The sequence below is a fragment of the Saccharopolyspora kobensis genome (assembly GCF_900108315.1).
Taxonomy (GTDB): Bacteria; Actinomycetota; Actinomycetes; order Mycobacteriales; family Pseudonocardiaceae; genus Saccharopolyspora; species Saccharopolyspora kobensis.
This window is the reverse complement of the sequence record NZ_FNVB01000008.1, coordinates 372,562-389,525: the sequence shown is the minus strand read 5'-3', so window position 1 is coordinate 389,525 and position 16,964 is coordinate 372,562. Positions and strand designations below refer to the sequence as shown.

At 72.1% G+C, this 16,964-nt stretch carries 18 protein-coding genes; 11 read left to right on the top strand and 7 right to left on the bottom strand.

The features are described 5' to 3' along the window. Positions 1–12: 12 nt before the first annotated feature. Positions 13–597: a TetR/AcrR family transcriptional regulator gene (locus C4T78_RS26975; protein WP_093358233.1), complete on the top strand. Its 585-nt coding sequence runs from the start codon at positions 13–15 to the stop codon at positions 595–597. Here C4T78_RS26975 and C4T78_RS26970 read toward each other — a convergent pair. The 3 genes from C4T78_RS26970 to C4T78_RS26960 all read right to left on the bottom strand — a co-directional run bounded on the left by C4T78_RS26970 (position 585) and on the right by C4T78_RS26960 (position 4,231). After that, the gene (locus tag C4T78_RS26970) at positions 585–2,318 is read right to left on the bottom strand and encodes an ABC transporter ATP-binding protein (protein WP_093358232.1); all 1,734 of its coding nucleotides are present in this window, start codon (positions 2,316–2,318) and stop codon (positions 585–587) included. The genes C4T78_RS26975 and C4T78_RS26970 overlap by 13 nt on opposite strands. Then, positions 2,315–3,874: an ABC transporter transmembrane domain-containing protein gene (locus tag C4T78_RS26965; protein WP_093358231.1), complete on the bottom strand. Its 1,560-nt coding sequence runs from the start codon at positions 3,872–3,874 to the stop codon at positions 2,315–2,317. Before C4T78_RS26965 ends, C4T78_RS26970 begins: the two co-directional genes overlap by 4 nt. A 90-nt stretch (positions 3,875–3,964) precedes the next feature. Continuing rightward, entirely contained in the window at positions 3,965–4,231 is a 267-nt protein-coding gene (locus C4T78_RS26960; RefSeq protein ID WP_177242095.1) for a hypothetical protein, read from the bottom strand. 228 nt (positions 4,232–4,459) lie between these two features. Here C4T78_RS26960 and C4T78_RS26955 point away from each other — a divergent pair, with 228 nt between their 5' ends. From C4T78_RS26955 to purB, 4 genes are all read left to right on the top strand, one after another. Beyond that, positions 4,460–5,002, top strand: coding sequence for an RNA polymerase sigma factor (locus tag C4T78_RS26955; protein WP_093358230.1), 543 nt, complete (start codon positions 4,460–4,462; stop codon positions 5,000–5,002). After that, the gene (locus tag C4T78_RS26950) at positions 5,002–5,808 is read left to right on the top strand and encodes a hypothetical protein (RefSeq protein WP_093358229.1); all 807 of its coding nucleotides are present in this window, start codon (positions 5,002–5,004) and stop codon (positions 5,806–5,808) included. The genes C4T78_RS26955 and C4T78_RS26950 overlap by 1 nt, the downstream gene beginning before the upstream one ends. Before the next feature lie 20 nt (positions 5,809–5,828). After that, positions 5,829–6,476 carry a hypothetical protein gene (locus C4T78_RS26945; protein ID WP_093358228.1) on the top strand — a complete coding sequence of 216 codons (648 nt, stop codon included), beginning with the start codon at positions 5,829–5,831 and terminating at the stop codon, positions 6,474–6,476. A gap of 109 nt (positions 6,477–6,585) precedes the next feature. Beyond that, positions 6,586–8,019, top strand: a complete 1,434-nt coding sequence (gene purB, locus C4T78_RS26940) for an adenylosuccinate lyase (protein WP_103908167.1) — start codon at positions 6,586–6,588, stop codon at positions 8,017–8,019. A gap of 38 nt (positions 8,020–8,057) precedes the next feature. On the opposite strand, the gene C4T78_RS26935 is transcribed toward purB, so the two are convergent. Continuing rightward, the gene (locus C4T78_RS26935; RefSeq protein WP_093358227.1) at positions 8,058–8,708 is read right to left on the bottom strand and encodes a TenA family protein; all 651 of its coding nucleotides are present in this window, start codon (positions 8,706–8,708) and stop codon (positions 8,058–8,060) included. A gap of 119 nt (positions 8,709–8,827) precedes the next feature. Between C4T78_RS26935 and C4T78_RS26930 the strand changes: the two genes are divergently transcribed. From C4T78_RS26930 to C4T78_RS26920, 3 genes are all read left to right on the top strand, one after another. Then, positions 8,828–9,721, top strand: coding sequence for a phosphoribosylaminoimidazolesuccinocarboxamide synthase (locus C4T78_RS26930; protein ID WP_093358226.1), 894 nt, complete (start codon positions 8,828–8,830; stop codon positions 9,719–9,721). A gap of 421 nt (positions 9,722–10,142) precedes the next feature. Then, positions 10,143–10,826: a DUF2334 domain-containing protein gene (locus tag C4T78_RS26925; RefSeq protein WP_093159169.1), complete on the top strand. Its 684-nt coding sequence runs from the start codon at positions 10,143–10,145 to the stop codon at positions 10,824–10,826. A gap of 108 nt (positions 10,827–10,934) precedes the next feature. Continuing rightward, on the top strand, positions 10,935–11,300 hold the full coding sequence (locus C4T78_RS26920) for an ATPase (RefSeq protein ID WP_177247815.1): 366 nt from the start codon (positions 10,935–10,937) through the stop codon (positions 11,298–11,300). A gap of 14 nt (positions 11,301–11,314) precedes the next feature. Here the strand turns inward: C4T78_RS26920 and C4T78_RS26915 are convergent, their stop codons facing one another. From C4T78_RS26915 to C4T78_RS26905, 3 genes are all read right to left on the bottom strand, one after another. Further along, positions 11,315–11,950, bottom strand: coding sequence for an MBL fold metallo-hydrolase (locus C4T78_RS26915; RefSeq protein ID WP_093358224.1), 636 nt, complete (start codon positions 11,948–11,950; stop codon positions 11,315–11,317). Positions 11,951–11,995: 45 nt separating this feature from the next. Next, entirely contained in the window at positions 11,996–12,982 is a 987-nt protein-coding gene (locus tag C4T78_RS26910) for an NAD-dependent epimerase/dehydratase family protein (RefSeq protein WP_093358223.1), read from the bottom strand. Positions 12,983–13,091: 109 nt separating this feature from the next. Then, positions 13,092–13,490 carry a hypothetical protein gene (locus tag C4T78_RS26905; RefSeq protein WP_093159177.1) on the bottom strand — a complete coding sequence of 133 codons (399 nt, stop codon included), beginning with the start codon at positions 13,488–13,490 and terminating at the stop codon, positions 13,092–13,094. A 267-nt stretch (positions 13,491–13,757) separates the two neighbouring features. On the opposite strand from C4T78_RS26905, the gene purS reads away from it, so the two are divergent. Genes purS through purL form a run of 3 tightly spaced genes read left to right on the top strand, consistent with a single transcriptional unit; the run spans position 13,758 to position 16,947 of the window. Beyond that, complete coding sequence (gene purS, locus C4T78_RS26900; RefSeq protein ID WP_093159179.1) at positions 13,758–13,997, top strand: phosphoribosylformylglycinamidine synthase subunit PurS; 240 nt, start codon at positions 13,758–13,760, stop codon at positions 13,995–13,997. Continuing rightward, positions 13,994–14,671, top strand: coding sequence for a phosphoribosylformylglycinamidine synthase subunit PurQ (purQ, locus tag C4T78_RS26895; RefSeq protein ID WP_093358222.1), 678 nt, complete (start codon positions 13,994–13,996; stop codon positions 14,669–14,671). Before purS ends, purQ begins: the two co-directional genes overlap by 4 nt. Next, positions 14,668–16,947, top strand: coding sequence for a phosphoribosylformylglycinamidine synthase subunit PurL (gene purL / locus C4T78_RS26890; RefSeq protein ID WP_093358221.1), 2,280 nt, complete (start codon positions 14,668–14,670; stop codon positions 16,945–16,947). Before purQ ends, purL begins: the two co-directional genes overlap by 4 nt. Positions 16,948–16,964: the final 17 nt, after the last annotated feature.

Here is a 16,964-nt window from a genome sequence, read left to right as displayed (position 1 = left end):
GGATCGGCAGGCATGACAGCGGCCAGTACTCCGAAGGGCGAGCGGCGGCGGCAGGCGTTGGTGGTGGCCGCCGCGGAACTGCTCGTCGAGGGCGGTTTCGAGGCCGTCCGGCACCGCGCGGTCGCCGAGCGCGCCGGGTTGCCGCTGGCCTCCACCACCTACTACTTCTCCTCGCTCGACGACCTGATCGGCGCCGCGGTGGAGCACGAGTCGCGGCAGGAGCTGGCAGCGGGCCGCGCCCGCCTGGAGGAGCTCGCCGACCAGCCGCGCAGCACGGAGGCGGTGATCGAACTGCTGCTGGACATGCTGCTGGGCCGGGACTCGCGCGACGGCGGCGCCGAGGCGGTGCTGCTGCGCTACGAGCGGCTCGTCGGCTCGCCCCGCCGCCCCTACCTCGCGCCGCTGATGCGCGAGCTCGGCGCCGAGCTGCACGAGCTGCTGGCCGAGATCTTCGCCCGCAGCGGCGTGGAGGTCGGCCGGGAGCGGCTGCTCGAACTGATCGCGCTGGTCGACGGCACCGTGGTCAACGCGCTGATCGAGAGCGACCCCGACCCGCGCGGCGCGGCCCGCCGGATGCTGCGCTCTCAGCTCGGCTGAGCCACCCGGTAGAGCTCGGCGTAGGAGCCGCCTGCGGCGAGCAGCTCGTCGTGGCTGCCCAGCTCCACGATGCGCCCGTCCGACATCACCGCCACCCGGTCGGCGTTGCGCGCGCTGTGCAGCCGGTGTGCGATGGCGATCACCGTCCGGCCGTCCAGCAGCGTGGCCAGCGCCTGTTCGAGCTCCCGCGACGTGGCGTTGTCCAGCAGCGAGGTCGCCTCGTCCAGGACCACCGTGTGCGGGTCGGCCAGCAGCACCCTGGCCAGCGCGAGCTGCTGGGCCCGCGAGGCGGGAACGGGGTGGCCGCCCGCGCCGAGCACGGTGTCCAGCCCGTCCGGCAGGCTCCGCAACCACTCCTGCAGCCCGACGGCCTTCAGCGCGTCGGTCAGCTGGCCGTCGGTGAAGTCCTGGTCCGGCAGCGCCAGGTTGTCGCGGAGCGTGCAGGCGAAGATGTGCTGCTCCTGGGTCAGCAGCACCACCTCGCCGCGCAGCTGCTCGGGCGGCAGGTCGGCGATCTCGGTGCGGCCGAAGGCGACCGAACCGGAGGTCGGGCGGCTGATGCCCGCGATCAACCGGCCCAGCGTGGACTTGCCCGCACCGGACGGGCCGACCACGACCAGCCGCTGACCGGCGGGCACGGTCAGGTCGATGCCGTGCAGCACCTCGCGGTCCTCGCGGTAGGCGAAGCGCGCGTCGCGGACGACCAGGTCGCGCGATCCGTCGAGCTCCTGCCGCTCGGCGGCGGCGGTCGGCACCTGGTTGACGCCGAGGATCCGCTGCAGGGCGGTGTACCCGGTCTGCAGCTCCTCCAGCCGCCGGAACAGCTCGTCGAACGGGTTCGACATCGCCTGGGCGTAGAGCACGACGGTGATGACCGTGCCGATCTCCACCGATCCGCCCCAGTAGGCCCAGCCGCCGATCAGCAGGATCGCGCCGATCGGCAGCACGTACGACAGCTCCAGGCAGGGCAACCAGACGGTCAGCAGACCGCGGTGCCGGCACTCGGCCGTCACCGCGCTGTCGAGCGCCTGCTCGTTGCGCGCGATGCGGCGCCCGCCCAGGCGCAGCGCGGCGACGGTGCGCGCGCCCTCGACGGACTCGTGCGTGCTCGACTGGACGTCCGCCCAACCGGCCATGACCCGGCGCAGCGTCGGCAGCGAGCGCGGGTAGTACCACCGGGTGCTGAACACCATCAGCGGTACGGCGATGAGCATTCCGCAGGCCAGCAGCGGTGAGGTGAGGACCATCGCGGTGCCGGTCAGCAGCACGGTGATCAGCGCGGTGGTGATCTCCGGCGCGGCGTTGCGGATGGCGAAGTCCAGCCGGTCGACGTCGGTGGTCGCGCGGCTGAGCAGGTCGCCGGTGCCCGCGGATTCGACGGTGCCCAGCGGGAGGCGCAGCGCGTGCCCGACCACGCCTTCGCGGGACTCGGCCAGCAGGTGCTCGCCGAGCAGCGTCGCGCGCATCCGCGCGGCCCGCAGGAGCAGCGCGTTCGCCACGAGCACCACGAGGAACGCGCCCGCCAGCAGGTCGATGCGCTCGGTCGTGGTGCCCGCGACCACGCCGTCGACGATCCGGCCGAGGATCTGCGGCCCGACCAGGCCGACCACGGTGGCCAGGCCGAACAGCAGCATCATGGCGGCCAACCGGCCGCGGTGCGCTCGGAGCGTCTGCCACGCCCAGCGCCGGGCGGTGCGCCCGTCGGCCAACGGCAGCTTCACGTCTCCGCCCCCATGTCCAGCTTCCGGTCCGCCACCGATGTCCAGAGTGGACTCTGGCTGAGCACGATCGTGGTGCGACCGGCGCGGAACTCCTTGACCCGCGCCACGATCCGCGCCTCGGTGTGCGCGTCGACCGCGGACGTCGGCTCGTCCAGGATCAGCACGTCGGCGTCCGCGCACAGCGCGCGGGCCAGCAGCAACCGCTGCCGCTGCCCACCGGAGAGCGAGCGGCCGCGCTCGTCCAGCACGCCGTCGGCGGGCAGCGCGGCCAGCACGTCGTGCGCGTCCGCGGCGTCCAGCGCGGCGTCCAGGTCGACCCCGCTGCCGAGGTCGATCTCGGTGCGGACCGGGCCGGCGAACAGCAGGTCCTGGTTGTGCGCCAGCAGGATCCGCTGCCGGATCTCGTCCGGGTCGACCTCGCGCAGCGGCACGCCACCGGCGTGCGACTGCCAGGCCAGCCGTTCGGCGACGGCTTCGGCCCGCTCCCCGGCGTCGATGACGGTCAGCTCGCCCGCGGCGATCCGCGTCCCGGTGGCCTCGTCGAAAAGGTCCAGCGGCCCGGGCGGCAGCGCTCGCGGGTGCTCCGGTGCGGGCGGTTCCGGCCGCACCTGGAGCAGCCCCTGCGCGCGGCCCGCTGCGACCATGCCGCCGGCGAAGGTGTAGGCGGCTTCGGAGGCCGTGCGCACCGGGATGACCAGGAACGCCGAGACGCCGTAGAACGCGACGAGCTCGCCGACGCTGATCGTGCCGTCGAGCGCGAGGCGCGCGCCCAGCCAGGTCACCAGCACCGTGACCAGGCCGGTCAGCAGCACCTCCGCGCCGACCAGCCAGGACTCGATCCGCCCGGCCTCGATCCCGGCGGTGCGCACCCGCTGGCTGGCGGTGGTGAACCGCCGGTGGAAGCGGGGCTCGCCGCCGACGCCGCGCAGGATCCGCAGGCCGGAGACGATGTCCGCCGCCTGCGCGCTGACGTGCCCCAACTGCTCTCGTTGCACCTCTTCGCGACGGCGCAGCGGGCCCAGCAGCGGGCTGATGCCGAGCGTCGCCAGCGGCACGCCGACGAGCACCACCGTGCCGAGGAGCGGGGAGATCAGCAACAGCAGCACCGCCGCGACCGCGAAGGACACCAGCGCCCCGGTCGCCCGCCCGACCACCTCGAACACGTTGCCCACGCGGTAGATGTCCGAGGCGCCGATCGTGACCACCTCGCCGGCCCGGACCTTGCGCGTCAGCACGCCGCCCAGCCGCGTCACGTGCGCCAGCACGAGGCGCTGCGAGCCCGCCGCGCCGTGCAGCCAGATGGTGTGCGTCGTCCACTGCAGGGCACCCGCGGCGATCATCTGCACGAGGCCGAGCCCGAGCACCACCAGCGCCCAGCCCAGCAGCGTGCCGACCTCGTGCGGGCGGATGCCGTCGTCGACCGCGGCGCCGATGGCCAGCGGCATCAGCGCCGTCGGGAGCATCCAGAGCGAGCCGGCAGCGGTAGCGGTCAGCAGCAGTCCGGGCCGTTGTGCGAGCAGGGACCACAGGAAGCGGAGGGAACTTGCGGCAGCCATGGCCAGATCGACGTTAGCTCCCGGCAATTCCGATGGCGATCTCTTTTCCGGACGCGTCCCCGCCCGGCCGCCCGCCGGTGGATCCGGTAGTCAAAAGTCCCAGGTGGTTTCGGTGAACTCGCCTTCGGCGATGCGTTCGGCGCAGTCCGGGCACTTGTCGGTGATGGGCTTCGAGCGCGGGTCGCGGCCGATCGGGGTGGGCTGCGGGATCTTCAGCTCGGTCGCGCACAGCGCCGGGACGACCTGACCTGCGTACACCGCGCCGGGGCGCATGGTGGTGGCGTGCCGCTGGGCCAGGCCCAGCCCGACGATCCAGAACACGTCCTGCCGCTCGTCGCCGAACACGTCGATTTCCATGCTGTTGCGCCCTCGCTCCTAAGTCGCCGCTGACCAACGATATTGGTCTGGACGTTGCCATGGCCACCACCGCCGGAGGTATTGAGGTCCGCTTAAAGCGACGCACAGCCGGTTTTGCGAACCGGAGCGCTCCTTTCCCGCTTCGCATCCGAACGGGTGATCGACCGTGCAACCCCGCGCGGATCGGCTGCGTATAGAGCGGCGGGGCGCGGAAAGGGGACGAGCTCTATGCGAGCCGAACAGGAACGGGCGTTCCGCGAGTTCGCCGGGGAACGCGCGCTGTGGTTGCGCCGTTCGGCGTACCTGCTCTGCGGTGACTGGCACCTGGCCGAGGACCTCGTGCAGAACACGCTGCTCAAGCTCTACCGGGCGTGGCGCCGCGTGGACATGTCCACAGTGGATTCGTATGCGCGCCGGACCCTGCTGCGGGTGTGGCTGGACGAGCGCCGCCGACCGTGGCGCCGAGCCGAGCGGAACGACGTCGATCCACCGGAAACGGGCGACACCGCAGGCGATCCCGCCGTGCTCGGCCAGCGGGCGTGGCGCCGCGACACCGTGCTGCGCGCGCTGGCCGAGGTCCCGCCGCGGCAGCGCGCGGTGCTCGTCCTGCGCTACTGGGAAGACCTGCCGACGGCCGAAGTCGCCGCCGCGCTGGGGTGTTCCGAGGGCACGGTCAAGAGCCAGGCGTCGCGCGGGCTGCAGAACCTGCGCGCCGCGATCGCCGAGTCCGATCCGGACTTGGCCCGGGCGGCTGCGAAGAGGAGCCGGTGATGTCGGAAGAACTGCTGCGCGAGAGCCTGCGAGCCGCCGTCGCGGACGAACCGCCGCTGGGCGTCGACCCCGACGCCGTGGCCGCCGAAGGCAGGCGGCGGCAGCGCAGACGACGAGCCGTCATCGGCGCGGCGGTGGCCACCCTGATCGTCGCGGCGGGGGCGGTGGCGGTGCCCGGCACGATCGGTCAGCAGGACATCGCCCCGGCGGTGCCGCAGGTCAGAGCGATCGAACCGATCGACTGGCCGCCGGTGGGCGCGGTCCGAGTGGAGCTGTCCCAGGCGCAGCTGGTCGCGCAGGGCGAACAGATCGAGCGCTACCTCGACGAGGCGATCGTCCGCGACGTGCCCGGTGCTCGCGCCGTCGACGTCTCGCGCCGGGGGCCGGTCCAGATCCAAATCCCGTCGTCGGTCATCGTGTCCGCCCCGTTCGACCGGGCTGCGGTGGGAGGCCAGGACTGGCCGGTCCTGCTGTCCTTGCGGGTGTTCGCGCCGGGCGCGGTAGATCTCTCACCGGCGCAGGAGTGCGAGTCGTCGAAGCAGTTCGGTGCGCGCTGCTACCAGCACGTCCAGGACGACGGGTCCATCGTCCTGGTCCTCACGTCCCGCCCCGCCATGAGCGGGGGAGGCGAGAAGAACGAGGTCCGGCACTACCGGACGGACGGGACCGTGGTGATGGTCAACGCGTTCTTCAACCCCAGAGACCCGGCCACGGTCGCCGCGGTCGCCGAGCTGCGTGAAGGGCCGATGGATCTCGCCGAGCTGACCGCGCTGGCAACCGATCCGCGGTTCGCGCTGATCGGCTGAACACGCTGAGAGGAAACGAGATGAGCTCTTCAACCGCACGCCGCTCCGGACTGGCCGCCGCATTCGCGGTGACCGCGGCGCTGCTGGCCACGCCGGTCACCGCCGCTGCCGCCCCCGCCGACGTCCCGGACATCCAGTGGCCGCCGGTCGGCACCACGCCCCCGAACCACACTCCGGAGGAGATCGACCGGATCGCGACCGAGCTGCGGCAGCACGCGCAGGACGTCTTCCCGGACGTGGTGCCGCAGGCGGTGGGCCCGACGACGAGCAAACCGGAGGTGATCTTCGACGGCGCCCTCTACGGCAACACCGAGTTCCGCGTTGCGGAGGGCCGCACGGCGGTGACCTACCAGTACAACGCGCCGGGCGTCTTCTACAAGTCACCGAAGCAGACCTGCGAGCAGGGCAATCTCGCGCTCTGCGAAGGCACCCTGCTGGACGACGGTTCGGTGCTGCTGCACCAGATCTACCCGGAGGCCGCCGACGACCCGTTCCGGGTGGCCACGTCGACGCACTTCAAGCTCGACGGCAGCGTCACGATGGTCAGCAGCTACAACTACGACCCGATCCTCGACGACCAGCAGGACCCGAACCCGCGGCCGGAGGTCGCGGTCCCGTTCGACCAGCTCGACGTGCTCGCCACCGACCCCGAACTCGCCTACCGCTGACCGGTGCGCCGGGTGGCGGTTCCGAGCGGAATCGCCACCCCTCCTGGCGGCACCCGGCGGGAGGTGGGGTGGGCCGAACGGCGGCAATGCGCCGGTATCCTGCGTGTTCGTGACGGTCAAGCCCAGCATTCCGAACGTCCTCGCCGCCCGCTACGCCTCGCCCGAGCTGGTCGAGCTGTGGTCGCCGCAGCACAAGATCATCCTGGAGCGCAAGCTGTGGCTCGCGGTGCTGCGCGCCCAGGCCGACCTCGGCATCGAGGTCCCCGAGTCGGCGCTCGCCGACTACGAGCGGGTGCTGGAGCAGGTCGACCTGGACTCCATCGCCGCGCGCGAGCGGGTCACCCGGCACGACGTGAAGGCCCGCATCGAGGAGTTCAACGCCCTCGCCGGTCACGAGCAGATCCACAAGGGCATGACCTCCCGGGACCTGACCGAGAACGTCGAGCAGCTGCAGATCCGCCGCAGCCTGGAGCTGGTGCGCGACCGCACCGTCGCGGTCCTGGCGCGGCTGGGGCAGCTCGCCGCCGAGCACGCCGAGCTGGTGATGGCCGGGCGCTCGCACAACGTCGCCGCCCAGGCGACCACCCTCGGCAAGCGCTTCGCGACGGCCGCCGACGAGCTGCTGGTCGGCTTCCACCGGCTGGAGGAGCTGCTCGCCCGCTACCCGCTGCGCGGCATCAAGGGCCCGGTCGGCACCGCGCAGGACATGCTCGACCTGCTCGGCGGCGACGCCGGGAAGCTCTCCGAGCTGGAGCGCCGGGTCGCCGGGCACCTGGGCTTCGGCCGGACGCTGACCAGCGTCGGCCAGGTCTACCCGCGCTCGCTGGACTTCGAGGTGCTGTCCGCGCTGGCGCAGCTGGCCGCCGCGCCGTCCAACGTGGCCACCACGATCCGGCTGATGGCCGGGCACGAGCTGGTCACCGAGGGCTTCAAGCCCGGCCAGGTCGGCTCCAGCGCGATGCCGCACAAGATGAACACCCGGTCCTGCGAGCGGGTCAACGGCCTCGCGGTGATCCTGCGCGGCTACGTCTCGATGACCGGCGAGCTGGCCGGTGACCAGTGGAACGAGGGCGACGTGTCCTGCTCGGTGGTGCGCCGGGTGGCGCTGCCGGACGCGTTCTTCGCCTTCGACGGGCTGCTCGAGACGTTCCTGACGGTGCTGGACGAGTTCGGCGCGTTCCCGGCGGTGGTGGCCCGCGAGCTGGACCGCTACCTGCCGTTCCTGGCGACCACGAAGGTGCTGATGGCGGCGGTGCGGGCCGGTGTCGGCCGGGAGACCGCGCACGAAGCGATCAAGGAGAACGCGGTCGCGGTGGCGCTTGCCATGCGCGAGCAGGGCGCGGAGCGCAACGACCTGCTCGACCGGCTCGCCGCCGGCGACCGCCTGCCGCTGACCCGCGACCAGCTGGAAGAGCTGCTGGCGGACCGCCTCGCCTTCACCGGCGCGGCGGCGGCCCAGGTCGGCGAGGTGGCGGCGCAGATCGAGGAGATCACCGCCCGCTACCCCGAGGCCGCGGCCTACCGCCCCGCCGACATCCTCTGAGCCCCGTCGTGAGCGCTTCGGGTGGCGCCCCGAAGCGCTCACGACCAGTGGGCGTTGAAGAAGTCCAGCTCGCAGCGGGTGGCCTGCTGGAACAGGCGCAGGCAGCGGGCCCGTTCGCGCTCGTCCAGCTCCGCGCCCACCCGGTCCAGCTCGCCGCGCAGCCAGCGCACCCACGCCTGGAAGTCCGGGTTGTTGTGCAGCGTGATCCACTCCGCGTGCACGAAGTCGTCCGGCAGCGCATCCGGCGCGCGCACGGCCCACTCGAGGTAGGACCACTCCGCGACGGTCAGCACCGTCAGGACCTCGGCGTAGCTGCCGCGCTCGTTGGCGTCCTGCATCAGCTCCCGGAACGCCACCGTCGCCTCGTCCAGCTCCGGGCGCACCCGGTCGGACTCGCCGACGTCCAGCGCGTCGAACGCGCGCCGGAAGTAGGTGTTCTCCTCGCTGGTGACCACTCCGACGCTTCCCGCGATCGCCAGCCGGGAGGAGTAGCGGTCGGCCTTGGCGATCCCGGAACCGAGCAGCGCCAGGAAGTCGTCCACGAACTGGAAGTCCTGCACCAGGTAGGAGCGCATCGCATCGGCCGGCACCTGCCCGGTGAACAGGGCCTGGGTGAACGGGTGCTCGATCACCCCCGTCCAGTCGGGCTCGCTGCGCTGGCGGAGCCAGTCGGTGAAGGTCTCGGTCACGGAAGTCCTCCTGTCCGCCGGGCGTCCGGCGTGGTGCGTCCACTACGCCACGCCGCGGCTGTCCTCGCCAACTCGTACCACCGGCGGGAGCCCGCGGACTGGTGGGGGAGAATCAGCACGTGGTTGCACTCGCCGATTACCCCCAGATCGCAGCGGGCAAGGTCCGCCAGCTGCACGCCGTGGACGACGAACACCTGCTGCTGGTCGCCTCCGACCGCCTCTCGGCGTACGACCACGTGCTGGACACGCCGATCCCGGACAAGGGCCGGGTGCTCACCGCGATGAGCGTGTACTGGTTCGAGCTGCTCGCCGACCTGGTGCCGAACCACCTGGTCAGCGCGGACGACCCGCGCATCCCCGGTGAGGTGCGCGGTCGCGCGCTGCTGGTGCGGCGGCTGGAGATGCTGCCGGTCGAGTGCGTCGCGCGCGGCTACCTCACCGGCTCCGGGCTGGCCGACTACCAGCGCACCGGTGCGGTGTGCGGGGTCGAGCTGCCCGCCGGGCTGGTCGAGGCCTCGCAGCTCCCGCAGCCGATCTTCACCCCGGCCACCAAGGCGGAGCTCGGCGACCACGACGAGAACATCAGCTTCGACGCGGTCGCCGCGCAGCTGGGCGCGGAGCGCGCCGAGCAGCTGCGCGAGGTGACGCTGCGGGTGTACGAGCGGGCGGCGGAGCACGCGCGCGGCCGGGGCGTGATCCTGGCCGACACCAAGTTCGAGTTCGGCCTGGCGCCCGACGGTTCGCTGGTGCTGGGCGACGAGGTGCTGACGCCGGACTCCTCGCGCTACTGGCCCGCCGACGGCTACCGGCCGGGCCAGGTCCAGCCGTCCTTCGACAAGCAGTACGTGCGCAACTGGCTGACCTCGCCGGCCTCCGGCTGGGACCGCGCCTCGGACACCCCGCCGCCGTCGCTGCCCGCCGACGTCATCGCGGCAACCCGCGACCGCTACGTCGAAGCCTACGAACGCATCACCGGCCGCTCCTTCGCCGACTGGCCCACCCCAGCCGCCTAACCCTCCCAACCCAATCAACAAACCCCACCCCCAACCGGGCGCTGACCCCCGGCCGGACCCCGACTCCCTTCATCCGGGTGTCGGCTCCTTCGGCCGGGTGCCGACTCCCCGGCCGGGTGCCGACTCCCCGGCCGGGTGCCGACTCCCCGGCCGGGTGCCGGTGGGGTGCAATTTCAATTGAAATTGGCGGTCTGATTTCAATTGAAATTGCGGGAGACACCGGCGTGTCGGGTGGCGACACGCCGGAGGAGTGCAAGTTCCATTGAAATTGGATGTTCAATTTCAATTGAAATTGCGTGGGGTGACTTGTGTTGGGGTGGTGGGTGGGGGTTGGGTTCGGTGTGGAGGTTCTCCGGATTTGCGCCGGGGGGTCATCTCGTCGTCAGGTGGCGGACATCCGGAGCGGGCGCAATGAGTCCTCGTGAGCCCGCCGCTGGTGGTGTCGTTGTCCGGACTCGACGTCCAGGTGCTGGACCGGTGCGTCGAGTTCGGCGCCGACCTGGACCGGCGCGCCGTGCCGTTGTCGCTGCTGATCCCGCCGCGCCCCGCCCCGCCGAGTGCGGTGCTGGACTGGATCGCCGGGCGGGTGGCCGGTCGTGACGTGGTGAGCCTGCACGGATTCGCCCGCACCGCGCCGGGACTGCGGGCCCGGCTCGCCCCGGCCGCCGGGCTGCCCGCGCACGAGGCCGGGCTGCACCTGGTCGCCGCCGCCGCGGTCCTGGAACGGCTCGGACTGCGGACCAAGACCTTCATCCCGACGCGGTGGTTCGGATCGCCGGGCACCATCACCGCACTGCGGCGGCGCGGTTTCTCGGTGTGCGCGGACGCGATGGCGGTGCGGGAGCTCGCCACCGGCAGGGTGCACCGGGGACGCATCCGCATGATCGGACCGGGTGAGCGCGCCGAGCCCTGGTGGTGCCGCGCACTGGTGCTCGGCGCCGGGCGGGCGGCCCGGCTGGGACGTCCGGTGCGGCTCGCGGTGGACTCCGCCGTGCTGCGCAAACCCGCTGCGCGGCAAGCGGTTCTGGACGCGATCGACCTGGCGCTGCACCACGGCGCGCGACCGGTCACCTATGCCTCGTTCGGAGCGCCCGGCGGACTGTGAAGGCCGATGAGGATCCCTTCATCGGGCCTTCAGGGCCGCCTCACGCTCGGCACCGAAGCTGGTTTCAGTCAAGGAGAGAGCCGAACGAGAGGCGGAACGATGCGGACGATGAAGCGGACCTGGCTGGTGGCGGGCGCGGCGGTGGCGGTGCTGGGACTCGGCGGCACGGGCGTGGCGCTGGCCGGCGCGGCGGAGCAGGCCCCGGCCCCGGCACCGCTGCCCACGGCCCCGGCGCAGGTGCCGAACCCCGACCAGCCGGCCCCCGTGTGCGTCGACGACGACCTGGACGACCAGTTCGACGACCGGGACGACCGGTTCGACGACCGGGACGACCGGTTCGACGACGATCGCGACGACCGGGACGACCGCTTCGACGACTGCGATGACCAGTTCGACCACGACGACGTCGATGACCACGACGACGCGGACGACCGCGACGACGTGCACGACGTCGACGACCGCGACGACGACTGAGCCGCGGCGACCGCTCAGAGGCCGGTCGGGGTGCCCTTGGTGAGGACCTCGACCGCCGTGCCCTCCGGGCCGAGCTGCTCGAACATCCGGTAGTGCATCTGCGGCACGGCCAGCACCGCCTCGTGGATCGGCACCGCCGTCCGGGGCGCCACCGCGCGCAGGAAGTCGATCGCCTCGGAGAGCTTCAGCCACGGCGCCGCGGTCGGCAGGCCGAGCACGTCGATGCGCTGCTCCGGCACGAAGAACGAGTCGCCGGGGTGGTAGAACGCGCCGTGGTCTACGACGTAGCCGATGTTGTCGACCACCGGGATGTCCGGGTGGATCACCGCGTGCTCGCCGCCGACGACGTTGACCGCCGCGCCGCCCAGCTCGATCGCGTCACCGGGCCGGGCGGTGGTCGCCGACAACCCGCGTTCGGCGATCGACGCCGCCGAACCCGGGTCGACCACCAGCCGGGCGTCCGGGTTGGCCGCCAGCAGCGCGGGCAGCCGCTCCAGGTCGAGGTGGTCGGGGTGCTGGTGGGTGACCAGCACGGCGTCCAGCTCGCGCAGGCCCTCGAAGTCCGCGGAGAAGGTGCCGGGGTCGATCAGCAGTCGCGCCGATCCGGTCTCGACCAGCACGCACGAGTGTCCGAAGTGGGTGATCTGCACGGTGTTCCTCCTCGAGAGCCGGTGCCCCGACCACTCTCGCACTCCTCACCAGAGCCGGTGCGGCAGCGTGCCGAGCAGCTCGGTCTCCTCGACCGGGGTCAGCCCGGCCTTGCGCTCGCGGTCGACGCCGCGCGTGCGCTCGCTCTCCAGCGCGGCCGCCACCGTCTCGGCCAGCGGCCGGATGCGCAGCCCGGCGGCCAGCGAGGGCGCGGCGTCGTGCGAGGCGAAGCCGTCGTAGCCGTCCGGGATCCACAGCGGCAGCGACTTCGGCCCGCTCCAGCGCTGCACCCCGGCTTCGTCGAGCGCCTCGGGCGCGACGGCCGCGAGCTCGGTACCGGCCGGCGCGACGACCCGGGCGATCTCCTTCAGCAGCGCGTCCAGCGTGGTGGCCGGGCCGATGCCGTCGAAGGTGCCCGCGAGGCCGCGCTCCGCGGCGGTGACGATCCAGTCGGCCAGATCGCGCACGTCGATGTGCTGGGACGGCGTGCCGGGCGTGTCCGGCACGAGCACCCGCCCGCCGCGCGACATCCGCAGCGGCCAGTAGCCGAAGCGGTCGGAGGGATCGTTCGGCCCGGTGATCAGGCCGGGGCGGACCACGAACGCGCGCTCGCCCATCGCCTCCCGCACCGCGTTCTCGCAGGCCACCTTGATCCCGCCGTAGGACTCGGGAGTGCTGGTGTCGGCGGAGTCGGTGATCGGCTCCAGCAGCGGCGCGTCGACGCTCTGACCGGTCGCCGCGTTGTTCGCGTAGACGTTGATCGTGGACACGAACGTCCAGTGCCCGGCGTCCACGGCCTCCAGCGCCTCGCACACCCACCGGTAGTTCCGCGCGACGTCGACGACCGCGTCGAACCGCTGCCCGGCCAGTGGGCCGAGCCCCTCCGCCCGGTCCACGACCACCAGCTCCGCGCCGTCCGGCACGTCGCCGCTCGTGCCGCGCGCCGCGCAGACGACGTCGTGCCCGCGCTCCAGGGCCGCCGCCGCGACGGCGTGCCCGACGAAGACCGTTCCACCCAGGACCAAGATCCGCATGGCCAGCACACTTCCGGAAAAACCCGGGCGGGGCGACGGATCTCGCTACCGGTGAACGCCGTGAGCGCTTCGGGGCGTTCCGGCGCCCCGAAGCGCTCACGACCCGCGCTCAGCCGGTGACGGTGATGGTCATCGTCGGCCCGGCCCCGCCGCCGATGCGGGTGTGCACCGAGTACTGCCCGGGCGGCACGTCGGCGATGGTCGCCACCGCCTCGGCGACGCCGTCGCGGTCGGCGACGACCTCGGCAAGGCCCTCGTCGGCTCCCACCGGGTGCTCGCGGTTGCGCACGAACGCGGCGGAGGAGATCCAGCTCACGCCCTCCAGCCCGTGGTCGAGCCGCATGACCAGCGTGTTCCCGGCCCGGACCTGGGACTTGTCGGCGGTGAACCGCGGCTGCTCGGCGACCCGGACCGCCTCGGTGCTCGGCGCGGCGGTGGCCGGGACGGTCGTGGTCAGGGCGAGTCCGGCGAGCAGCGCCGCCCCCAGCAACGTCTTGAATGTGCGCATCGGAATGCGTTCCCCTCAGTGACTTTCGATCAACACCGGGCACCTCCCCTCGGCGCCCTCCCTGATAGACGGCATTCGGGGCCAAAGGTTTAAACAATGCGTGAAATTTGTGACGGAAGACACAGCGCGGGTAGGATGTGGTGAGCCACACCGCACCCGCCGCCCCTGCCCGGCACGGTGAACTCCCAGCTCAGTTACGCTGCGCCAGTACTGCTGGCCATCCGCCGGGGTCCTGGCGGATCTGCACTGAAACCGGGAGCAGCACCCGTGGCCCGAGTCGTTGTCGACGTCATGCCGAAGCAGGAGATCCTCGACCCGCAGGGGCAGGCGGTGGCCAATGCGCTGCCGCGGCTCGGGTTCGAAGGGATCGCCGAAGTCCGCCAGGGGAAGCGTTTCGAGCTGGAGGTCGCCGACGACGTCGACGACGACACGCTCGCCAAGATCGCCGAAACGCTGCTGGCCAACCCGGTCATCGAGGACTGGACCGTCCGGCGGGTGGACGCGTGAGCGCGAAGATCGGCGTCATCACCTTCCCCGGCACCCTCGATGACGTCGACGCCGCCCGCGCGGTTCGCCGCGCCGGTGCCGAGTCCGTCGCCCTCTGGCACGCCGACCACGACCTCAAGGGCGTCGACGCGGTGGTCGTGCCCGGCGGCTTCTCCTACGGCGACTACCTGCGCTGCGGCGCGATCGCCAAGTTCGCCCCGGTGATGGCCGAGGTGGTCGAGGCCGCCCGCAAGGGCATGCCGGTGCTCGGCGTGTGCAACGGCTTCCAGATCCTGTGCGAGTCCGGGCTGCTGCCCGGCGTGCTGACCCGCAACGCGGGCCTGCACTACGTCTGCCGCGACCAGTGGTTGCAGGTGGAGAACAACAGCAGCGCGTGGACCACCCGCTACGAGGCCGGTGCCGAGCTGCTGATCCCGATCAAGCACGGCGAGGGCAACTACATGGCCGACGAGGCCGTCCTCGACGAGCTGGAGGGCGAAGGCCGGGTGCTGTTCCGCTACGCGGGCGAGAACCCGAACGGTTCGCAGCGCGGGATCGCGGGCATCACCGACGCGCGCGGCCGGGTGGCGGGCATGATGCCGCACCCCGAGCACGCGATCGACCCGCTGACCGGCCCCACCGACGACGGCCTCGGCATGTTCCTGTCCGTTCTGGATGCACTGGTGGCAGCGTGACCAACATCGACACCGTCGAGCAGGCGAAAAGCACTCCCGAGACCGACCAGCCGTACCGCGAGCTGGGGCTGAAGGACGACGAGTACGCCCGGATCCGCGAGATCCTGGGCCGCAGGCCGACCGACGCCGAGCTGGCCATGTACTCGGTGATGTGGAGCGAGCACTGCTCCTACAAGTCGTCGAAGGTGCACCTGAAGTACTTCGGCGAGACCACCACCGACGAGATGCGCGCGAAGATGCTCGCGGGCATCGGCGAGAACGCCGGCGTGGTGGACATCGGCGACGGCTGGGCGGTGACGTTCAAGCTGGAGAGCCACAACCACCCGTCCTACGTCGAGCCGCACCAGGGCGCGGCGACCGGTGTCGGCGGCATCGTCCGCGACATCATGGCGATGGGCGCGCGCCCGGTCGCGGTGGCCGACCCGCTGCGCTTCGGCCCGGCCGACGCGGAGGACACCAAGCGGGTGCTGCCCGGTGTGGTCTCCGGTGTCGGCAGCTACGGCAACTGCCTGGGCCTGCCGAACATCGGCGGTGAGGTCGTCTTCGACGAGTGCTACAGCGGAAATCCGCTGGTCAACGCCATGTGCGTGGGCGTGATGAAGGTCGAGGACCTGCACCTGGCGCACGCCAGCGGCAAGGGCAACAAGATCATCCTGTTCGGTGCGCGCACCGGGCTGGACGGCATCGGCGGCGTGTCGGTGCTGGCATCGGAGACCTTCGACAGCGACGAGACCGGTGCGGGCCGCAAGAAGCTGCCGAGCGTCCAGGTCGGCGACCCGTTCGCCGAGAAGGTGCTCATCGAGTGCTGCCTGGACCTCTACCACGCCGGCCTGGTCGTGGGCATCCAGGACCTGGGCGGCGCGGGCCTGTCCTGCGCCACCTCGGAGCTGGCCTCGGCCGGTGACGGCGGCATGCGCGTCGACCTGGACCAGGTCCCGCTGCGCGCCACCGGCATGACGGCCGCCGAGATCCTCTCCAGCGAGTCGCAGGAGCGGATGTGCGCCGTGGTGGAACCGTCCAACGTGGACGCGTTCCTGGAGGTCTGCCGGAAGTGGGACGTCACCGCCACCGTGATCGGTGAGGTCACCGACGGCGAGAACCTGGAGATCTACTGGCACGGCGAGCTCGTGGTGGACGTGCCGCCGCGCACCGTCGCGCACGAGGGCCCGGTCTACGAGCGCCCGGTCGAGCGGCCCGCCGAGCAGGACCTGATCGCCGCGGACAGCGCGAGCACGCTGGCCCGCCCGTCCACGAAGGACGAGCTGCGCGAGACGATCCTGCGGATGGCGGCCTCGCCGAACCTGTGCTCCCGCGCGTGGGTCACCGACCAGTACGACCGCTACGTCCGCGGCAACACCGTGCTGGCGCAGCCGTCGGACGGCGGTGTGCTGCGCATCGACGAGGAGACCGGTCGCGGCATCGCGATCTCCACCGACTGCAACTCCCGCTACACCCGGCTCGACCCGTACGCGGGCGCGCAGCTGGCGCTGGCGGAGGCCTACCGCAACGTGGCGACCACCGGTGCGACGCCGGTGGCGGTCACCAACTGCCTGAACTTCGGCTCGCCGGAGGACCCGGGCGTGATGTGGCAGTTCCAGCAGGCGGTGCGCGGTCTGGCCGACGCCTGCCAGGAGCTGGGCATCCCGGTGACCGGCGGCAACGTCAGCTTCTACAACCAGACCGGCTCCAAGGCGATCCTGCCGACGCCGGTGGTCGGCGTGCTGGGCACGATCGACGACGTGACCCGCCGCATCCCCACCGGCATCGGCGGCGAGGACGGCGAGACGCTGCTGCTGCTCGGCGAGACGCGCGAGGAGTTCGGCGGCTCGGAGTGGGCTCGCGTGGTGCACGACCACCTCGGCGGGGTGCCGCCGAAGGTCGACCTGGCGCGGGAGAAGCTGCTGGCGGAGATCCTGGTCGCGGGCTCCCGCGACGGCATGATCTCGGCGGCGCACGACCTCTCCGAGGGCGGCCTGGCGCAGGCGCTGGTGGAGACGGCGCTGGTCGGCGAGTGCGGTGCCCGCGTGGTCCTGCCCGAGGGCGCGGACCCGTTCGTCTGGCTGTTCTCCGAGTCGGCGGGTCGCGTCCTGGTGGCGGTCCCGCGCAGCGAGGAGACCCGCTTCACCGACATGTGCACGGCCCGCGGTCTGCCGTGGTCCAAGGTCGGTGTCGCCGACGCGGGCGAGAAGTCCCTGGACATCCAGGACGTCGCGAACATCCCGCTGCCGGAGCTCCGCGAGGCCTGGGAGGGCACCCTCCCCAAGCTGTTCGGCTGATCCTCTCCACGGCGAAG

Bases quoted from the DNA above. Each gene is read 5' to 3' on its own strand.
- C4T78_RS26945 (WP_093358228.1), top strand. From the start codon at position 5,829: ATGAGCTCTTCAACCGCACGCCGCTCCGGACTGGCCGCCGCATTCGCG.
- C4T78_RS26910 (WP_093358223.1), bottom strand. From the start codon at position 12,982: ATGCGGATCTTGGTCCTGGGTGGAACGGTCTTCGTCGGGCACGCCGTC.
- C4T78_RS26960 (WP_177242095.1), bottom strand. From the start codon at position 4,231: ATGGAAATCGACGTGTTCGGCGACGAGCGGCAGGACGTGTTCTGGATC.
- C4T78_RS26965 (WP_093358231.1), bottom strand. From the start codon at position 3,874: ATGGCTGCCGCAAGTTCCCTCCGCTTCCTGTGGTCCCTGCTCGCACAA.
- C4T78_RS26950 (WP_093358229.1), top strand. From the start codon at position 5,002: ATGTCGGAAGAACTGCTGCGCGAGAGCCTGCGAGCCGCCGTCGCGGAC.
- C4T78_RS26905 (WP_093159177.1), bottom strand. From the start codon at position 13,490: ATGCGCACATTCAAGACGTTGCTGGGGGCGGCGCTGCTCGCCGGACTC.
- C4T78_RS26920 (WP_177247815.1), top strand. From the start codon at position 10,935: ATGAAGCGGACCTGGCTGGTGGCGGGCGCGGCGGTGGCGGTGCTGGGA.
- C4T78_RS26955 (WP_093358230.1), top strand. From the start codon at position 4,460: ATGCGAGCCGAACAGGAACGGGCGTTCCGCGAGTTCGCCGGGGAACGC.
- C4T78_RS26975 (WP_093358233.1), top strand. From the start codon at position 13: ATGACAGCGGCCAGTACTCCGAAGGGCGAGCGGCGGCGGCAGGCGTTG.